The sequence below is a fragment of the Pantoea sp. Pa-EAmG genome, assembly GCF_030024295.1.
Lineage (GTDB): Bacteria > Pseudomonadota > Gammaproteobacteria > Enterobacterales > Enterobacteriaceae > Pantoea > Pantoea dispersa.
Genome location: NZ_JASEWO010000112.1, coordinates 1 through 15,644 on the forward strand (window position 1 = coordinate 1; position 15,644 = coordinate 15,644).

Sequence of the window (15,644 nt, forward strand, 5' to 3'; positions counted from 1 at the left end):
CTCACATTTTTAAAATAGCACTTGGCATTCCAGTTATGAGCCGCTATGGTTGCTACATAACCAGATACACAGCCTGCTCATTTTTTGCATTTTTATACCTTGGTTACTTATATCCTCTCGCACACCGCATATTTTTCGCCTGCACGCAGCCTGCGTGCAGCGGGCCACGCTTTAATAAAAACTATTTAAAATCACAGATAATCAGACTGACTGAGCACCGCCATTCCGCACCGGGAAATCGCTATCAAAAAGATGCGTTTATTCATCTGCCGTCCTTTCAGGGTAAGGAGGAAATAACCGTCTGCGCAGCACTTATTCGGTCGGAAAAATTCTGACCTGGTCGGAATACAATTATCGGAGTGCAGAAATGTCCAGATTACCTTTTAGCAAGTCACTATTAGCGTCCATGCTATCTGTGGCCTGCTGTTCCTGGAGCGCCCATGCGGCTCCTCAATCCCCGACGCCCTCTACCGCGCCCGAGCAAAATTCGGGCAAGCCTAACATCGTGGTGATTTTTGGCGATGACATTGGCTACTGGAACATCAGTTCCTATAACCAGGGTACCATGGGATACAAAACGCCCAACATCGACAGTATTGCCGCCGAGGGCGCCAAATTCACCTCGTATTACGCCGAGCAAAGCTCCACCGCCGGACGCTCGTCGTTTATCACCGGGCAGATGCCGTTCCGCACCGGCATGAGTAAAGTCGGTATGCCAGGTGCGCCGCAGGGCCTGCAGAAAGAAGATCCGACCATTGCCTCGATCCTGAAACAGCTCGGCTATGCCACCGGTCAGTTTGGTAAAAACCATCTGGGCGATCGCAATGAATTCCTGCCTACCGCACACGGTTTCGACGAGTTCTTTGGCAATCTGTATCACCTGAACGCCGAAGAAGAACCGGAGAACCCGGACTATCCGAAAGATCCTGAGTACCGTAAACAGTTCGGTCCGCGCGGCGTCATTAAAGCCAGCGCGGATGGCAAGGTTGAAGATACCGGGCCACTGAACGTGAAACGTATGGGCACGGTGGATGAAGAGTTCCTCGCCGCCAACAACGATTTCATGGAGCGTCAGGTCAAAGCGGGCAAACCGTTTTTTACCTGGTTCAACACCACGCGCATGCACAACAAAACGCACATTAAACCGCAGGATCAGGGCGTGACCGGCCTCGGCGACTACGCGGACGGCATGGTTGAGCACGATAAAATGATCGGCGAGGTGCTGAAGAAAATTAAAGACCTGGGTATCGAAGATAACACCATCGTGATTTACACCACCGACAACGGTCCGATGATCGCCACCTGGCCTGATGCCGGCATGACGCCATTCCGCGGTGAGAAAAATACCGGCTGGGAGGGCGGGTTCCGCGTCCCCGCGATGATCAAATGGCCGGGGCATATTAAGCCCGGCACGATGATCAACGATATTTTCGGCAGCAACGACTGGTTCCCGACGCTGGTTGCCGCAGCGGGCGTGCCGGATATCAAACAGCAGCTGCTGAAAGGCTATAAGACCAGCGCCATGACCTACAAAGTGCATCTGGACGGTTACAACCAGCTGGATTTCCTGCAGGGCAAAGGGCCCGACCAGCGTAATGAGTTCTTCTACTGGAGCGATGACGGCGATCTGTTAGCGATGCGCTACGGTCGCTGGAAAGCGCATTTCATGATTCAGGAACACACCGGCCTCGACCTGTGGAAATATCCGTTCGTTAAACTGCGCACGCCACTGATCTTCGACCTGGAGATCGACCCGCTGGAGCGCGGTGACAGCGGTATGGATTACAACCACTGGTTCTATGACCGTCTGTTCCTGCTGGGTGGCGCGCAGAAATATGCCGCAGAAATGCTGCAAAGCTTCAAAGAGTTCCCGCCTCGTCAGAAACCCGGATCTTTCACCGTTTCGGATGTGCAGAAACTGATTGACGAAGGCAGCCCGGCCACCAACTGAGTTATCACTCACAGCCGGGCACGCCGTGCCCGGTATTCGGAGGCATTGATGAAATACAGCACCACACTGCCGGTTCGCCCGTTGCCCTCGGCGGAAAAATACAACGGCATCGGCCCGGCGTATAAACGCCGCTTTCACGTAATGGCCAAACCCACCGGCTCGCGCTGCAATATCGACTGCAACTACTGTTTTTACCTGCATAAAGAGCAGCTGCTGCAGCAGGATCATCACAGCGGCATGTCCGATGAAGTGCTGGAAAACTATATTCGCCAGTACATTGATAGTCAGGATGGCGATCAGGTGGTGTTCTCCTGGCAAGGCGGTGAACCGACGCTGATGGGGTTGCCGTGGTTCGAAAAGGTGGTGGCGCTGCAGCAAAAGTATCAGAAGCCAGGACAACGCATCGAGAATGATCTGCAAACCAATGGCATCCTGCTGAACGATAGCTGGGCGCGCTTTCTGAAGCAGCATCACTTTCTGGTCGGGCTGTCGATTGATGGCCCGCGCGAGTTGCACGATCGCTATCGCGTAACACGCAGCGGTAAACCGACTTTCGACAAAGTGATGGCGGGTGTGGCGGCGCTGCAACGCCACGGCGTGCCGTTCAACGCGCTGGTCACGGTCAACCGGACCAATGCACGCTTTCCGCTGCAGGTGTACCGCTTTCTCACGCGCGAACTGGGCGCGACCTATCTGCAATTCAATCCCTGCGTCGAGCCGGTCGATTTTACCCAAACCGCGCCGCAGTTCTGGCGCGATGACAGCATCCCGGTGAGCGGTTCCCGCCGCGCGCGGCCGGGCGATCTCGACTCGGTGGTGACCGACTGGTCGGTCGATCCCGATGACTGGGGACGCTTTCTCATCGCCGTGTTTGAAGAGTGGGTCAACAATGATTTAGGCCGCGTACAGGTTAACCTGTTTGAAACGGCAGTGGCGCAAACCCTGGGCCTGCCGGGCCAGATCTGCGTGACCTCAGAGTTCTGCGGCAAGGGCCTCGCCATTGAAAAAAACGGTGATATCTATGCCTGCGATCACTACGTCTATCCGGAGTATCAGCTGGGCAATATTGCCAACACTAAACTGGCGCACCTGGCGTTTTCCGAACGGCAAAAAGCGTTTGGCCTCGGGAAACGCGACTCCCTGCCCGCCGTCTGCAAACGCTGTCCTTACCTCAAATTATGCTGGGGCGAATGCCCGAAAAACCGCATCGTGCGCAGCGCAGAGGGTGAACCCGGCCTTAACTATCTCTGTCCCGGCATCAAAGCGTTTTTTTCCTATGCTCAGCCGATCCTGGTAGGTATCGCCACGCTGCTTGAGCGGGAAAAACAGGGAGTGACGCAATGACCCTGCGGCAACGGTTTCTCGACCTGGAAGCGAGCATGAACCAGCAGGTGCTGGGTCAGCCAGAGCTGGTGCGCATGCTGATTATCGCGCTGCTGTGCGACGGCCACGTTCTGCTGGAAGGACTGCCCGGACTGGCCAAAACCCGTGCGGTGCGTGAGCTGGCGCGCCACATTGAAGGCGACTTCAGCCGTATTCAGTTCACACCGGATCTGCTGCCCTCGGATATCACCGGCAGCGAAATTTATCAGCAACACGCCACGCGTGAAGAGGAGCAGTTTCGTTTCCGGCCAGGCCCGGTGTTCGGCAACCTGATTCTGGCCGATGAGATCAACCGCGCCTCGGCCCGCGTGCAGTCGGCGTTGCTGGAAGCCATGGAGGAGCGTCATGTCACGGTGGCGGGCAACAGCTGGCCGCTGCCCGGCGTATTTATGGTGCTGGCGACGCAAAACCCGGTTGATCAGGAAGGCACCTGGCCTCTGCCGGAAGCGCAGCTGGATCGCTTCCTGATGAAAGTGCTGGTGCACTATCCCTCGAAAGAGAATGAACAGCGCGTGATGCAGCTGGTGCGCGCCGAACAGCAGGCAAAATATCGCGAACAGGACACCTCTGCCGTCAGCGCCGCTGCGCCGCCGCCGGTGAAAATCAGCCAGGCGGATATGGGTTGCTGCTGGCAGGCCATCTCCGACATTTACGTCGCGCCCACGGTGGAAGATTACATCGTCTCGCTGGTGGAAATGACGCGCCAGCCGCAGCAGGTCAGCGACACCTTTGCCAGTTATGTGGCGCTGGGTATCAGCCCGCGCGGCACGCTGGCACTGGACCGCGCCGGGCGCGCGCAGGCGTGGCTCGAAGGGCGTGATGCGGTGTTGCCGGACGATATTCAGCGCATTGCCCCGGCCGTGCTGCGGCATCGTCTGCTGCTGAGTTATCAGGCCAGCGCCGACCAGGTGACCGCCGATGACGTGGTGCGCATGCTGCTGGATGCGGTGGTCGCATGACGGATACCGCACTGGCCGTCACCCTGCCCGGCCTGCTGGCGCTGGCGGGTGCAGCGCAGCAGCTGCGCAATCCGCCGGCTCAGCTGCCACCCGGCGCGATGGCCGGCGAGCGCGTGTCGCGTCAGCAGGGACGCGGACTCAATTTTGACAGCCTGCGCCGCTATCAGCCGGGCGATGATGTGCGGCTGATCGACTGGCAGGCCACCGCGCGTCTGCGCACACCCTGGGTGCGCTTGTATAACGAAGAGCGCGAGCGGCCGGTATTTCTGCTGGTCGATCAGCGCCTGGATATGTATTTCGCCACACGCGGGCACACCAAATCGGTCGCCGCCGCCCATCTGGCAGCGCTGCTGGCGTGGCGTAGCTGGCACGATGGCGATCGTCTCGGGGCCGCCGTGTTCAGCGATGATTCCCTGAGATTGCAGCGCTGCCGCTCGCCGAAACTCGCCCTGGCGCCGTGCCTGAACGACCTGCATCAAATGAATAATCAGCTGCCGGCGCGCTATCCGCAGGAGCCCGCCAGCAGTCTGCCACTCCATCAGGTGCTGCAACGTATCCGCGCTCAGGTGCCTGCCGGAAGCTGGCTGGCACTGATCAGCGATTTCCACGATCTTGACGCTCAGAGTGACGCGCTGCTGGCGGCGCTGGCGCGCCGGTGTGATATCACCGCCTTTGTGCTGCTCGACGATCTGCATCTGCGGCTTCCGCATCAGGGCTATCTCGCCGCGCATTACCAGCATCAGCACGTTACGCTGCCGCTTTCGCCCGCGTTGCGTCAGCAGATTAGCGAGCGGGTCACCGCCCGGCTGGCACAGCAGCAGACGCGACTGCTGCGGCTCGGCATCCGCGTGCAGCACATTGTGGTGAGTGAACCGTTATTGCGTCAGCTGACGCAGGGAGACGAGCATGCTGGAAAAAGGCTTTAGCGTTCCGCCACTACTGCATCCTGACCTGCCGCCCGCGGTCTCCTGGCTGCCGCTGCCTGCGGGCTGGTGGTGGCTGGCGGGCGCGTTAACGGCCCTGCTTGTGCTGCTGGCCCTGTGGCGCACAGCGCGCTGGCGGCGCAACCGCTGGCGGCGTGAAGCGCGTCAGGTTTTACGTCACGACAACAGCATTGATAGCTGGCTGCGGCTGATTAAGCGGGTGCGGCTGGTGCACCAGCCACGTGCTCAGGTCAGTGAACTGAGCCTCAGCCAGTTACTGCAGGAGCTACCGCTGGATGCTGCAACCTATCAGCGGCTGCTTGACGGTTACTGCCAGTCGGACAATAGCCTGTCGCCTGATGAAATGCAGCGCCTGCGCAGCCAACTGCGGCGCTGGCTGGAGGCACTGCCCGATGTCTGAACTGCTTACCCGCTTCGATTTTGCCTGGCCGTGGGTCTGGCTCCTGCTGCCGCTGCCGCTGCTGACGCGCTTTCTGCTACCGCCACGCCAGCCGGTCAGCGAAGAGGTGCGCGTGCCGTTCCTGCCGGAACTGGTGAGGGAGTTGCGTCTGGAGAATGCCCCACCGGCCAGCCGCTGGTCTCAAACGCTGCTGTTCTGGCTGGTGTGGCTGCTGTTACTGGCCGCGCTGGCGCGCCCTGAGCTGCTGTTGCCACCGCAGCTACAGCATAAGCCGATGCGCAATGTGGTGCTGGTGCTGGATGTTTCCGGTTCGATGGCGAAAAACGACGCCGGCGCGGGCACCACTCGCCTGCAGGCGGTGCAGCGCTCGGTGCACAATTTTGTGCTCCAGCGAACCCGCGATCGCATCGGGCTGGTGATTTTTGCCAGTCAGGCGTGGCCGTTTGCGCCGATCAGCGCCGATAAGCAGGCACTGCTGGCGCGCATCAACCAGCTGGCACCCGGCATGGTGGGCCAGCAAACCGCCATCGGCGATGCGCTGGGGGTAGCGGTCAAACTGCTGGACAGCAGCCTGGAACAGGACGCCAGCCGCATGGTGATTTTACTTACCGACGGCAACGATACCGCTTCACAGCTGCCGCCCGCCCTCGCTGCGCAGCTGGCAGCAGAGCATCAGGTGCAGGTTGATACCATCGCCTTTGGCGATATTAACGCCAGCGGCGAGGACAAAGTCGATAGCGCGCTGATGCAGGATATTGCCCGCATCACAGGCGGTAGTGCGTTTCAGGCGGCTACCTCAGGCAGCGCACTGCAACGTGTCTGGCAAACCATTGACGCCCAAATGCCCGCGCAGGTGGCGACGCTCGGTCTGTCGTTTACGCGACCGCTGTTTGCCTGGCCGCTCGGCGCGGCGCTGGCGCTGTTAACCGCGGCGTTGTTGCTGGCGCGCCTGCGGGAGCGTGCAGCATGAATGGCTTTCATTTTATGCATCCGTGGTGGCTGTCCGGGCTGCTGATTTGTCTGGCACTGGCGTGGCTATTGCGCGCGCCGCGCAGCGCCTGGCAGCGCATTATGACAGCGCCGTTTCACGCCCTGATTACCGGTAAGCGACTGCAGCGGTTGTCACCCGTTCCGTGGCTGCTGGCGCTCGGCGTGCTGGCGCTGGCAGGGCCGTCATGGCAGAAGGCGTTGCCGGGCGGCGTTACGCCGCAAAGTAACGTGATGGTGATTCTGCAACAGGATCTCAGCATGCTGGCGCAGGATCTCCCGCCCGACCGGCATCAGCGCATGCAGCATAAGATCGCTCAGCTGATGCAGCAGATGCCGGGTAGCCACTTTGGTCTGGTGGTGTATCGCGGCGGTGCCTGGCTGACCACGCCGCTGACCAACGATCCGGCCTTTTACTCGCTGTTCTTGCAGGCGCAGCAGCCAACGTTACTGCCGGACGGTCAGGGCAATGGCCTGGCGGCCGCTCTCAGGCTTGCCGATGATAATATGCCGGACACGCCGCGCAGCATTGTGCTGGTGGCCGATACGTTGCGCCAGGAAGATGCCCGGTTGCTCAGCCAGACCTCGCTGCCGCTGCAGCTGTGGGTGCCCGGCACCGCGCCCGGCGGCCCCTTGCCGCCCGCTTTCGCCAGTCAGGCTATTGATACCCGCCTCAACGTGGCGCGCTTCCAGCAGCTACGCGACAACGGCGTGGCGGTTACGCTCGCCACCCCCGATGACAGCGATCTGCCTGCCATCAGGCACCATATTCAGCAAAGCCTCAGCGCCCAGCAAAACAGTCGCGAGGATCTGCCGTGGCACAACAGCGGCTACTGGCTGATTGCGCCGATGTTGTTGCTGCTGCTGTGGTGGCGTCGTCAGATACTGATAGTGCTGATTGTATTGCCGCTCAGTGGGATAACGCCGCCGGCCGCCGCCGCGCTGCTGGATGCGTTTATCCCGCCCGACCTGCAAGGGCAACATGCCTTTCAACGGCAGGATTACGCGCGCGCGGCGCAGCACTATGTTGATCCGCTGCGCCGCGGCATTGCGCTCTACTATGCCGGTGATTTTTCCGACGCCAGCGGCGCTTTTCGTCAGGCACCCGTGACGCCTGAATCGCTGCTGTGGCTGGGCAACAGCCTGGCGCAGCAGAAACAGTGGCAGCAGGCGCTGCAGCATTACGATCAGGCGCTGAGCCTGCGTCCCGACTGGCGAATGGCACAGCAAAATCGCGCCAGCATCGCGCGCATTGTGATGCAGCTTCGTCAGCAGGAGCGCGATCGCCAGGCGGCACAGGGAAAAGAGCAGGATTACGATCCTGACGGCAGCAAAAAAGACCTGCACAAACAGCAGGGCGTCGCGCAGCAGGTCATGCAGCCTGCAGGTCACGCGGCACCGCAGGTCAGTCAGTGGTACGACAATCTCAGCCTGTCGCCCGGTGGCCTGCTGGAAAATCTCTATCGTCAGGAGTCACCATGAGAACGCTGCTGATTTGCCTGTTGCTGCTGACCGGGCCCGCGCGCGCCGCGATGGACATCACGCGCGAGCTGGTTGGCGATGACCGTTTGGTGCCGGGTCAGCCGCTGCGCGTCGCGGTAACCTACTGGACCGATAGCTGGTTTAACCCGCCGCCACAGTGGCCTGACTTCCCGGTCAGCAACGGCACGCTGTTGCCGGCGGCCATTCCCAATCAGCTGGTATCGCGTCAGCGTGACGGTGTCAGCTGGAGCGGCATCCGCATGGAGCGCCAGCTGATGGCCTGGGATCAGGGCAAACTGCAGCTGCCGGCGCTGCACATCACCCTGCAATCCGCGGGCCAGCCGCCGCAGACCGTTACGCTGCCAGCGCTGGAAAAAAATGTGCGCTGGCCGCCGGGTGTGCAGCAGCCGGATCGCTTCCTGCCCGCCGCCACGCTTCATCTGCAGGAAAAAGTGACACTGTATCGTGCCGCGCAGGGCGACGCGCTACACGCAGGCGACGTGGTGGAACGTCAGATTACGCTGCAGGCCAGTGGTGTGGTCTCCGGACAGATTCCACCGGTGCTGATCGATTTGCCCGGTGCCATTACCCAGCTGCTGACGCCCGAGGTTAGCGTCCTGACCAGCGGACGCGGTGAAATCACTGGCAGCCAGCGACGCGAGCGGCTGCGCTATCTGCCGGACAGCGCCGGCAGCCTGACGCTGCCGCCGGTGCAGCTGCGCTGGTGGGATACCCGACAACAGACATGGCAGCTCGCCACGCTGCCCGCCCATCACTATGACATTCTGCCTGCGCGCACGGCCGGCAGCGAACAGGTGCTGCGTGCCGGGCCTGAACGCCCCTGGTGGCAGTGGCTGCTGCTCGCCGCAACCGTGGTTCTCCTCGTCGCGGTGCTGTGGACTGGCCGCCATTTACTGCGTCAGGCGCTGATGTTTGCCGGCCATGCGTGGAGCCGCCTGTGGCGTATTCATGCGCTGCCCGATCTCGTTCCACATCACAGGAGTCGCCGATGAAAACTGTTTCTATACTGGCGGGCCTCACGCTGTGCCTCGCTGGCGTCAGTCAGGCTGACGATCTCTCCGCCTGGCGTGACGGTGCGGCAAAGCGTGCCATTACACAGTGGGTGGATGAAACCACCCGCGCCGGCAGCGCTGACTTTATTCCTATTAACCAGCGCTACGTGGTGTTCGATAATGACGGCACGCTATGGCCGGAAGCACCGCTCACCTTTCAGCTGCAGTTTGCGCTCGATGAAGTGAAACGGCTGGCACCGTAGCATCCGCAGTGGCAGCAGGATGCGCTGGTGCAGGCGGTGCTCAGCAACAACACGGCCGCTATTGCCGCCAGCGGGAAAAAGGGGCTGATGCATTTGCTGACACTGACGCACAGCGGTATCACCACCGATGAGTTTGCACAACGCGTGCAGAACTGGGTGGCGACGCAGCGGGATACGCGTTTTGGCTGCCGCTACGATCGCATGGGCTATCTGCCGATGCGCCAGCTGCTGGATTATCTGCGCGCTCACGGTTTCCGCACCTGGATTATCTCCGGCGGCGGCATCGATTTTATGCGCGTGCTGGCGGAACAGATGTACGGCATTCCACCTGAGCAAGTGGTTGGCTCGTTTTCCCTTGCGGAATTTTCACTCAGCGACAACGGCACGCAGTTGCGGAAAACCATGAATGGTGCATTTTATGATGATGAAGCGGCCAAACCGGTGGCCATCCATCTGTTCATGGGTCATCGGCCGGTAGCAGCGTTCGGCAACAGCGACGGCGATGTGCCGATGCTGCAATACACCTCGGGCAACCCTGCCGCCAGCACCTTCGGGCTGCTGGTGCATCACACCGATGCACAGCGGGAATACGCCTACGATGCGCATCCGCCGGCCAGCGGCAAACTGGTTAACGGTCTCAGGCTGGCCGCGCACTATGGCTGGACCGTTGTCGATATGAAACAGGACTGGGGTACGGTGTTCGATCCCGCCCAGTGCCCGGCCGCCGTTTCCGTTCATCAAGGAGAAGCAAAATGAAAACATTACCTTTCACTGCCATGATCGCCCTGCTCACCCTGAGTGCCACGTCTGCGCTGGCGGTATCGCCGTATGAGAATCTGGCACTGGCGCTGCGGCAGCAGACCATGATCAACGATCTGCGCACTCACTGCCGCGTGCCGGTCTCCATCGACGACGAAAAAATCAAGCAGACCTTTCTGGCGGATAAGAGCAATCACAACGCGCTGTTGCAGGCGGCTGATGCGCTGAAGATGGGCAAGCATCAGCATTATCAGCAGCTGATGTCGCAGATAACCTGCCCGGATTTTAGCTGATCGTCGCTGACAGGAAACGCCAGACGCCATCGTGGTCAGCGCGGAACAGGCCAGCGGCGTGGCGCTACGGTTTCAGGCGTGATCTACGGTTTGAGCTGCGCCCGCGCGGTGTAAAAGCGACGGTAGGACAGATACGCCGCGATGATGGTCGACAGGCTGGCGGTGGCAATCAGCATAAACGTCACCATGATCTGGTATTTGATGGCCTTTACCGGATCGATCCCGGCAAAAATCAACCCGGACATCATGCCTGGCAGACTTACCAGCCCCACCGTTTTCGCGCCGTCAACGGTGGGGATCATCGCGGCACGAATACTGTCACGCATCAGCCCGGCGGATGCGCGTTTGATCGGCGCGCCCAGGCTGAGCATCTCCATGATTTTTTGCTGGTTGTCGCTAAAGCGCTGATTGAGATTGGTGAAACACAGCCCGACCGCCACCATGGCGTTACCGGCAATCATGCCGGAAATGGGGATTACCTGCATGGGAACAAAGGCAATGGCGCCGCTCAGCAGCAGCACCGTTAGCGTCAGTGCCGTACCGCTGGTAATCGCCACCAGCGCGATGATAAAACCATGATCGATCTGCTGGCTGCGTTTGCGCGCATTCAGCGCTGCATTGACGCAGATAAACAGCACCATCAGCAGCGTCAGCCAGTCATTATTGACATCGAAAATTGACTTCAGCACGTAGCCGACGATCACCAGCTGGATAATAGCGCGCGTGACACTCCACAGAATGTCTTTGCTCATCCCCAGCTTCTCTTTCTGGCTAATCAGCAGCGCTACCAGCACCAGCATGAGTGAAAGCAGCAGCGAGCTGTCGCTGATATTATGCTGATTCATACTGTTCTCCCGCTGCGGGTGGGGTCAGCCGCAGAATACGCTCAGCGGCATCAATCTCCTGTACGTCATGGCTGATACGGATCACCGCCAGCCCTTTTTCCGCCACCAGCGCGGCAATCAGCTGGTTAACCCGTTGTTTATTGGGCTCGTCCAGTGCGCTGGTCACTTCGTCCAGCAACAATACCTGTGGCAGAAACTGCAGATTGCGCAGCAAAGCCACCCGCTGCTTTTCACCACCAGAGAGTCCGGCAATGTTTTTGTCCAGCAGGTCGCCGGATAAATGCAGACTGCGCAACGCCGCCACCAGCTGCTCGCGTGACGGTTGTTGCTGACGCAGCTGCCACGGCAGCGCCAGGTTATCGTAGACCGTGTCACCAAACAGTTGCGGTGTCTGGAAACAGTAGGAGACCTGCTGGCGATAGTGTTCGACTTTCAGCGTGTGAATATCCCGCTGCTGAAACAGGATCTCGCCGCTATCGGGCTCCAGCAGTGAGGCAATAATTTTCAGCAACGTGCTTTTGCCGCTGCCGGACGGGCCGGTGAGCAACAGCGTTTCACCTGCGTACAGCTGCAGTGATACCGGTGCCAGCAAGGTGCGCCCCTGCACGGCCAGCGTGACGTCTTGTACCGCCAGCAAAGGAGAATCAGCAGACATAAAAGGTATCCGTGAGAAATTGTCGGCAGATTATAGACAGCTGCACAAGGCAGGGGAATGCGTCACGACGCGGAGAGCGGCTGCCGTTTAACCGCCGTGGCTTTACAACGCGGCAGAAATCCGCATGCTGGTGACATTCAGGACCACTTTCTTCATTACTATGACCGCCACCAAAACCGGATTTCTCTGCGCGAGCGTGCTGCTGCTGAGCGCGCTGACGCTGCTGTCGTTGCACTGGAGCGCGTTTCAGGCATGGGCGCTGCAAAGTCAGATTCAGCTGCACCGGCTGCTGGTTACCCATTTACTGCAAATCAATAGCGGCCAGTGCAGTGCCGGACTGTGGCTGCTGGCTGTGACCTTCATTTACGGCATTCTGCACGCGGTGGGTCCCGGCCACGGTAAATTTATCGTTACCACCTGGCTGACCACTCATCAGCCCCCGCGCGGCGTGGCGCTGAGCGTGCCGCTGCTGGGCAGCCTGGTGCAAGGGCTGAGCGCGATTGCCTTTGTCTTTATCCTCGCGGTTGGTTTTAACCTGACCACCGGCGATCTCAGCCTGAGCCGCTGGTATCTGGAGAAAGCCAGCGCTGTGTTCATCGCCGGGCTGGGCGTGATGATGCTGCTGCAAGCCTGGCGCAGGCCGCCAGCGGAGCATAATCATGATCATTGCGGCCACGCGCATGGCGTCGCGGCTGGGCACCACAGCGACTGGAAAAGCTGGACGGGCATTATTATTGCCACCGGCGTGCGGCCGTGCAGCGGTGCGCTGACGGTGCTGCTATTCGCCAGCGTCATCGGCATTACGCGCTGGGGCATGCTGGCGGTGATGAGTATGGCGCTCGGTACCGGCATGGCGCTGGTGGCGCTGGCACTGTTTGTGCAGCATTACCGTCAGCGCGCCGGGCAGCTGTGGCTGACAGAACGCTCGCCGCAGGCGGCATCGCTGCTAAGAGCGGTGCGGATCGCCGGTGGGATATTGCTGGTGATGTTTGCGCTGGTGTTGTTTTTTACCGTGGTGCCGGTGAGTGCCAACGGGGATTATATTGCGGCGGGATGTTGAGGTGCATGGGTTGGGGAGGGTGCGGTTTTCCCCTCACCCTAACCCTCTCCCGCACGCGGGAGAGGGAACGTCAGGTGCCGCTTTGGGCTCTGGCTTACTGATCAGAAACGGTATTTCGCGGACAGCATAAAATTGCGCGGTTCGCCGTAGACGATGCCGGTGCTGTCGACGTTTTCGTCGTACTCTTTGTCGAACAGGTTATTCAGGTTGGCCTGCAGGCTGAGGTTTTTGGTCACGTCGTAGCGCGCGAACAGATCCACCAGCGCATAGCTGCCCTGACGGGTGCGCCAGGTGCCATTGCCATCCGGGCCACTGATATCCGCGTAAGTTCCCGCCTGCCAGTTCACCCCGCCGCCCAGCGTCAGCTGGTCCAGCATCGGCAGGCGATAGCTGGTGAACAGGTTGAACGACGTGCGCGGCAGCTGTGAATTATAGCGATCGCCGTTGGCGTCTTCCGCCACATACGAAGTCCCGCCAAAGGTCATCTGCCAGTTATCGGTCAGCGCCCCATTCACCTCAAACTCGACGCCACGACTTACCACGCCCTTCTTCGCCACGTAAATGGTGTTACCGGTCTGCGCATTGGTCTGTCCGGTGCTCTGACCGACGTTATCCAGTTCGGTGCGGAAGATCGATACCGAGGTGGTCAGACGGCTGTTGAACCAGTCAGACTTCACGCCGGCTTCGTAGTTTTTGCCAATCACCGGCGAGAGATAAGCGCCTGACGCATCCTGATAATCCTGCGGCTGGAACACCGAAGTGTAGCTGGCGTAGGCAGACCAGTTATCGTAGAAGTCCCAAATCACCCCCCCGTACGGCGTGATGTTGTTTTTCTCCATCTCTGCCGTCAGCGTCTGGCGGTTCCAGTTGGTGTAGCGCGCCCCGACAATCAGGTGCAGCGGATCGGCCAGATTGATGCGCGTCGCAAGATACGCTGACTTCTGCCGTACCAGTTGGGTGTCGGCCGCAGGTTCACGCGGATTCCAGTCGGTTTCCGGGAAATCGCCGTTAAACTGGTTGAAGTTGCCCAGCTCGGCTGACGAAATGTTGGCCCAGGCGCTGTAATATTTGTTGTCCTGACGGCTGTAGTTCACCCCGACCATCAGTTCATGCTGGCGGCCCAGCAGTTCATAAGGACCGCTGGCGAAGGCGTCTACCGCATCCACCTTACGTTTGCCGGTGTTGTAGCCGGTTCCGCCCACTACCGGATAGCCGGCATAGCCAGAGACGCCTGCGCCAGTGGTTTTATCGAAGTAACCGTCGAGATACAGCTGCTTGCTGTCGAGGAACATCTCGTTATGCGTGCCGTTAAGGGTGATGTTCCAGCCGTTATCGAAATTCTGCTGCAGGTTAACAAAGACCTTTTTATTTTCTTTGTTGTTGTAAGCCCATTCAGGTGCGGTGTTATAGCCGCGACGGGTGTGGATCTGCGTGCCGTCGGTGTACCAGCGTGGCGCGCCGCCCCACATCGGTGAATCCGTGTTCACCTGGCTGAATTCATAACCAACGGACAGTCTGGTGGCGTCCGTCACGTCAGCGTCGACCACACCGTAGATAAACTTCTTATCGGCGCCGTAGCGTTCAATGAAGCTGTTTTTGTCTTCATAGCCGGCAACCAGGCGACCGCGCACGTCGCCTTCCGGTGACAGCGGTGCAGAAAGATCGGCGACGTAACGCTGCTTATTCCAGCTGCCATAGCCAGCTTCAAGGCTACCGGTAAACTCTTTGCTGTCGGCATGTTTACGCACCATGTTGATGGCAGCAGAAGGATTGCCCGGTCCGGTCAGCAGGCCCGTTGCGCCACGCACCACTTCGACGCGTTCGTACAGCGCGGTATCGGTCTGCGCATCACCGAGGTTCCAGCGCTGGGCAAACGCGGTCGGAATGCCGTCGGTCATGTAATTATCAATCAGAAAACCGCGCGAATAGTAATTGATGCGGTCCATATCGGCGGCCACACCGTGGATGCCGGTGGTGTTGCTCAGTACGTCGTTCAGCGACTGCAGCTGTTGATCCTGCATGCGCTGTTTGCTGACGATGGTGACCGACTGGGGAATATCACGTGCGGTCAGCGCCATTTTGGTGCCGGCCCGCGTCACCGGTACGCTGTAATCCGCTGCGGCCTGCGCCTGCTGCGCTTCTGCGCTGGCGCTGGCATCAACGGTCAGGGTGGCCTCACTGTTTTGCGTATCGGCCGCCTGAGCGACACCCGAGGCAACCAGCACTGCCAGCAGTGACAGGCGCAGCGCGCGCTGCGGCGCAAGACCTGCGTCCCTGACGCGCATCTCTTTGCAAGACATAATATTCCTCAATCGGCTTATCGTTATTTTGTGGTGAGCATATGGTTAAGAAAGCAAATGAGAAATATACGCATTAAGATTAACATTGCAAGAAATTGTTACTGCCTTTCTGACGCCTTTACACTGCGAAAAAATCTTATGCTTCAGGGAGTAACGGCACTGATACTGCTTTACAGGAAACTATCACGCCTGAAATCATCCTTAATCTGAGTCAAACGGTGCGTGACCTACGGCCTCCCCGCCTAAACGGCTGTGCCTGCATCCTGCTATGGCATCTGAACACCACGCATGTACCAGCCTGGTACCCGGTCACCGCCATTGATTTATAATTACGCTGCCGATGGGAAGGT

14 protein-coding genes and 1 pseudogene are annotated in these 15,644 nt (G+C 59.6%); 12 read left to right on the forward strand and 3 right to left on the reverse strand.

The window, feature by feature from the left end:
* The 11 genes and pseudogenes from QMM04_RS14930 to QMM04_RS14980 all read left to right on the forward strand — a co-directional run.
* Positions 1–335, forward strand: a 335-nt coding sequence (locus QMM04_RS14930) for a hypothetical protein (RefSeq protein WP_282996443.1), incomplete at its 5' end; no start/stop codon positions are given.
* A 32-nt stretch (positions 336–367) separates the two neighbouring features.
* Positions 368–1,951, forward strand: coding sequence for an arylsulfatase (locus QMM04_RS14935; protein ID WP_058770243.1), 1,584 nt, complete (start codon positions 368–370; stop codon positions 1,949–1,951).
* Positions 1,952–1,999: 48 nt separating this feature from the next.
* Positions 2,000–3,295, forward strand: a complete 1,296-nt coding sequence (locus QMM04_RS14940; protein WP_059012125.1) for an anaerobic sulfatase maturase — start codon at positions 2,000–2,002, stop codon at positions 3,293–3,295.
* A complete protein-coding gene (locus QMM04_RS14945; protein WP_059012126.1) occupies positions 3,292–4,293 on the forward strand; it encodes a MoxR family ATPase in 1,002 nt (333 codons plus the stop codon). The genes QMM04_RS14940 and QMM04_RS14945 overlap by 4 nt, the downstream gene beginning before the upstream one ends.
* Positions 4,290–5,219: a DUF58 domain-containing protein gene (locus tag QMM04_RS14950; protein ID WP_021509042.1), complete on the forward strand. Its 930-nt coding sequence runs from the start codon at positions 4,290–4,292 to the stop codon at positions 5,217–5,219. Before QMM04_RS14945 ends, QMM04_RS14950 begins: the two co-directional genes overlap by 4 nt.
* Entirely contained in the window at positions 5,200–5,637 is a 438-nt protein-coding gene (locus QMM04_RS14955) for a DUF4381 family protein (RefSeq protein WP_282996444.1), read from the forward strand. Before QMM04_RS14950 ends, QMM04_RS14955 begins: the two co-directional genes overlap by 20 nt.
* On the forward strand, positions 5,630–6,607 hold the full coding sequence (locus QMM04_RS14960) for a VWA domain-containing protein (protein ID WP_282996445.1): 978 nt from the start codon (positions 5,630–5,632) through the stop codon (positions 6,605–6,607). The genes QMM04_RS14955 and QMM04_RS14960 overlap by 8 nt, the downstream gene beginning before the upstream one ends.
* The gene (locus QMM04_RS14965; protein WP_282996446.1) at positions 6,604–8,106 is read left to right on the forward strand and encodes a VWA domain-containing protein; all 1,503 of its coding nucleotides are present in this window, start codon (positions 6,604–6,606) and stop codon (positions 8,104–8,106) included. The genes QMM04_RS14960 and QMM04_RS14965 overlap by 4 nt, the downstream gene beginning before the upstream one ends.
* Positions 8,103–9,119, forward strand: a complete 1,017-nt coding sequence (locus QMM04_RS14970; RefSeq protein WP_282996447.1) for an oxygen tolerance domain protein — start codon at positions 8,103–8,105, stop codon at positions 9,117–9,119. The genes QMM04_RS14965 and QMM04_RS14970 overlap by 4 nt, the downstream gene beginning before the upstream one ends.
* Positions 9,116–10,138 (forward strand): annotated as a pseudogene (locus QMM04_RS14975) (HAD family hydrolase). Before QMM04_RS14970 ends, QMM04_RS14975 begins: the two are co-directional and overlap by 4 nt.
* A complete protein-coding gene (locus tag QMM04_RS14980) occupies positions 10,135–10,434 on the forward strand; it encodes a YicS family protein (protein WP_282996448.1) in 300 nt (99 codons plus the stop codon). Before QMM04_RS14975 ends, QMM04_RS14980 begins: the two are co-directional and overlap by 4 nt.
* Before the next feature lie 83 nt (positions 10,435–10,517).
* Here the strand turns inward: QMM04_RS14980 and fetB are convergent, their stop codons facing one another.
* Both fetB and fetA read right to left on the reverse strand, forming a co-directional pair.
* Entirely contained in the window at positions 10,518–11,279 is a 762-nt protein-coding gene (gene fetB, locus QMM04_RS14985; RefSeq protein ID WP_058781532.1) for an iron export ABC transporter permease subunit FetB, read from the reverse strand.
* Positions 11,266–11,934, reverse strand: coding sequence for an iron ABC transporter ATP-binding protein FetA (gene fetA, locus QMM04_RS14990; RefSeq protein ID WP_238562091.1), 669 nt, complete (start codon positions 11,932–11,934; stop codon positions 11,266–11,268). The genes fetB and fetA overlap by 14 nt, the downstream gene beginning before the upstream one ends.
* Before the next feature lie 160 nt (positions 11,935–12,094).
* On the opposite strand from fetA, the gene QMM04_RS14995 reads away from it, so the two are divergent.
* Entirely contained in the window at positions 12,095–12,994 is a 900-nt protein-coding gene (locus QMM04_RS14995) for a nickel transporter (protein WP_211726879.1), read from the forward strand.
* A 101-nt stretch (positions 12,995–13,095) separates the two neighbouring features.
* Here the strand turns inward: QMM04_RS14995 and fhuE are convergent, their stop codons facing one another.
* Positions 13,096–15,294: a ferric-rhodotorulic acid/ferric-coprogen receptor FhuE gene (fhuE, locus tag QMM04_RS15000; protein WP_282996449.1), complete on the reverse strand. Its 2,199-nt coding sequence runs from the start codon at positions 15,292–15,294 to the stop codon at positions 13,096–13,098.
* Positions 15,295–15,644: the final 350 nt, after the last annotated feature.

Coding starts and splice junctions, on each gene's coding strand:
- QMM04_RS14940 (WP_059012125.1), top strand. CDS start 2,000: ATGAAATACAGCACCACACTGCCGGTTCGCCCGTTGCCCTCGGCGGAA.
- fetB (WP_058781532.1), bottom strand. CDS start 11,279: ATGAATCAGCATAATATCAGCGACAGCTCGCTGCTGCTTTCACTCATG.
- fetA (WP_238562091.1), bottom strand. CDS start 11,934: ATGTCTGCTGATTCTCCTTTGCTGGCGGTACAAGACGTCACGCTGGCC.
- QMM04_RS14935 (WP_058770243.1), top strand. CDS start 368: ATGTCCAGATTACCTTTTAGCAAGTCACTATTAGCGTCCATGCTATCT.
- QMM04_RS14955 (WP_282996444.1), top strand. CDS start 5,200: ATGCTGGAAAAAGGCTTTAGCGTTCCGCCACTACTGCATCCTGACCTG.
- QMM04_RS14980 (WP_282996448.1), top strand. CDS start 10,135: ATGAAAACATTACCTTTCACTGCCATGATCGCCCTGCTCACCCTGAGT.
- QMM04_RS14965 (WP_282996446.1), top strand. CDS start 6,604: ATGAATGGCTTTCATTTTATGCATCCGTGGTGGCTGTCCGGGCTGCTG.
- QMM04_RS14960 (WP_282996445.1), top strand. CDS start 5,630: ATGTCTGAACTGCTTACCCGCTTCGATTTTGCCTGGCCGTGGGTCTGG.
- QMM04_RS14945 (WP_059012126.1), top strand. CDS start 3,292: ATGACCCTGCGGCAACGGTTTCTCGACCTGGAAGCGAGCATGAACCAG.
- QMM04_RS14970 (WP_282996447.1), top strand. CDS start 8,103: ATGAGAACGCTGCTGATTTGCCTGTTGCTGCTGACCGGGCCCGCGCGC.
- QMM04_RS14950 (WP_021509042.1), top strand. CDS start 4,290: ATGACGGATACCGCACTGGCCGTCACCCTGCCCGGCCTGCTGGCGCTG.
- fhuE (WP_282996449.1), bottom strand. CDS start 15,294: ATGTCTTGCAAAGAGATGCGCGTCAGGGACGCAGGTCTTGCGCCGCAG.
- QMM04_RS14995 (WP_211726879.1), top strand. CDS start 12,095: ATGACCGCCACCAAAACCGGATTTCTCTGCGCGAGCGTGCTGCTGCTG.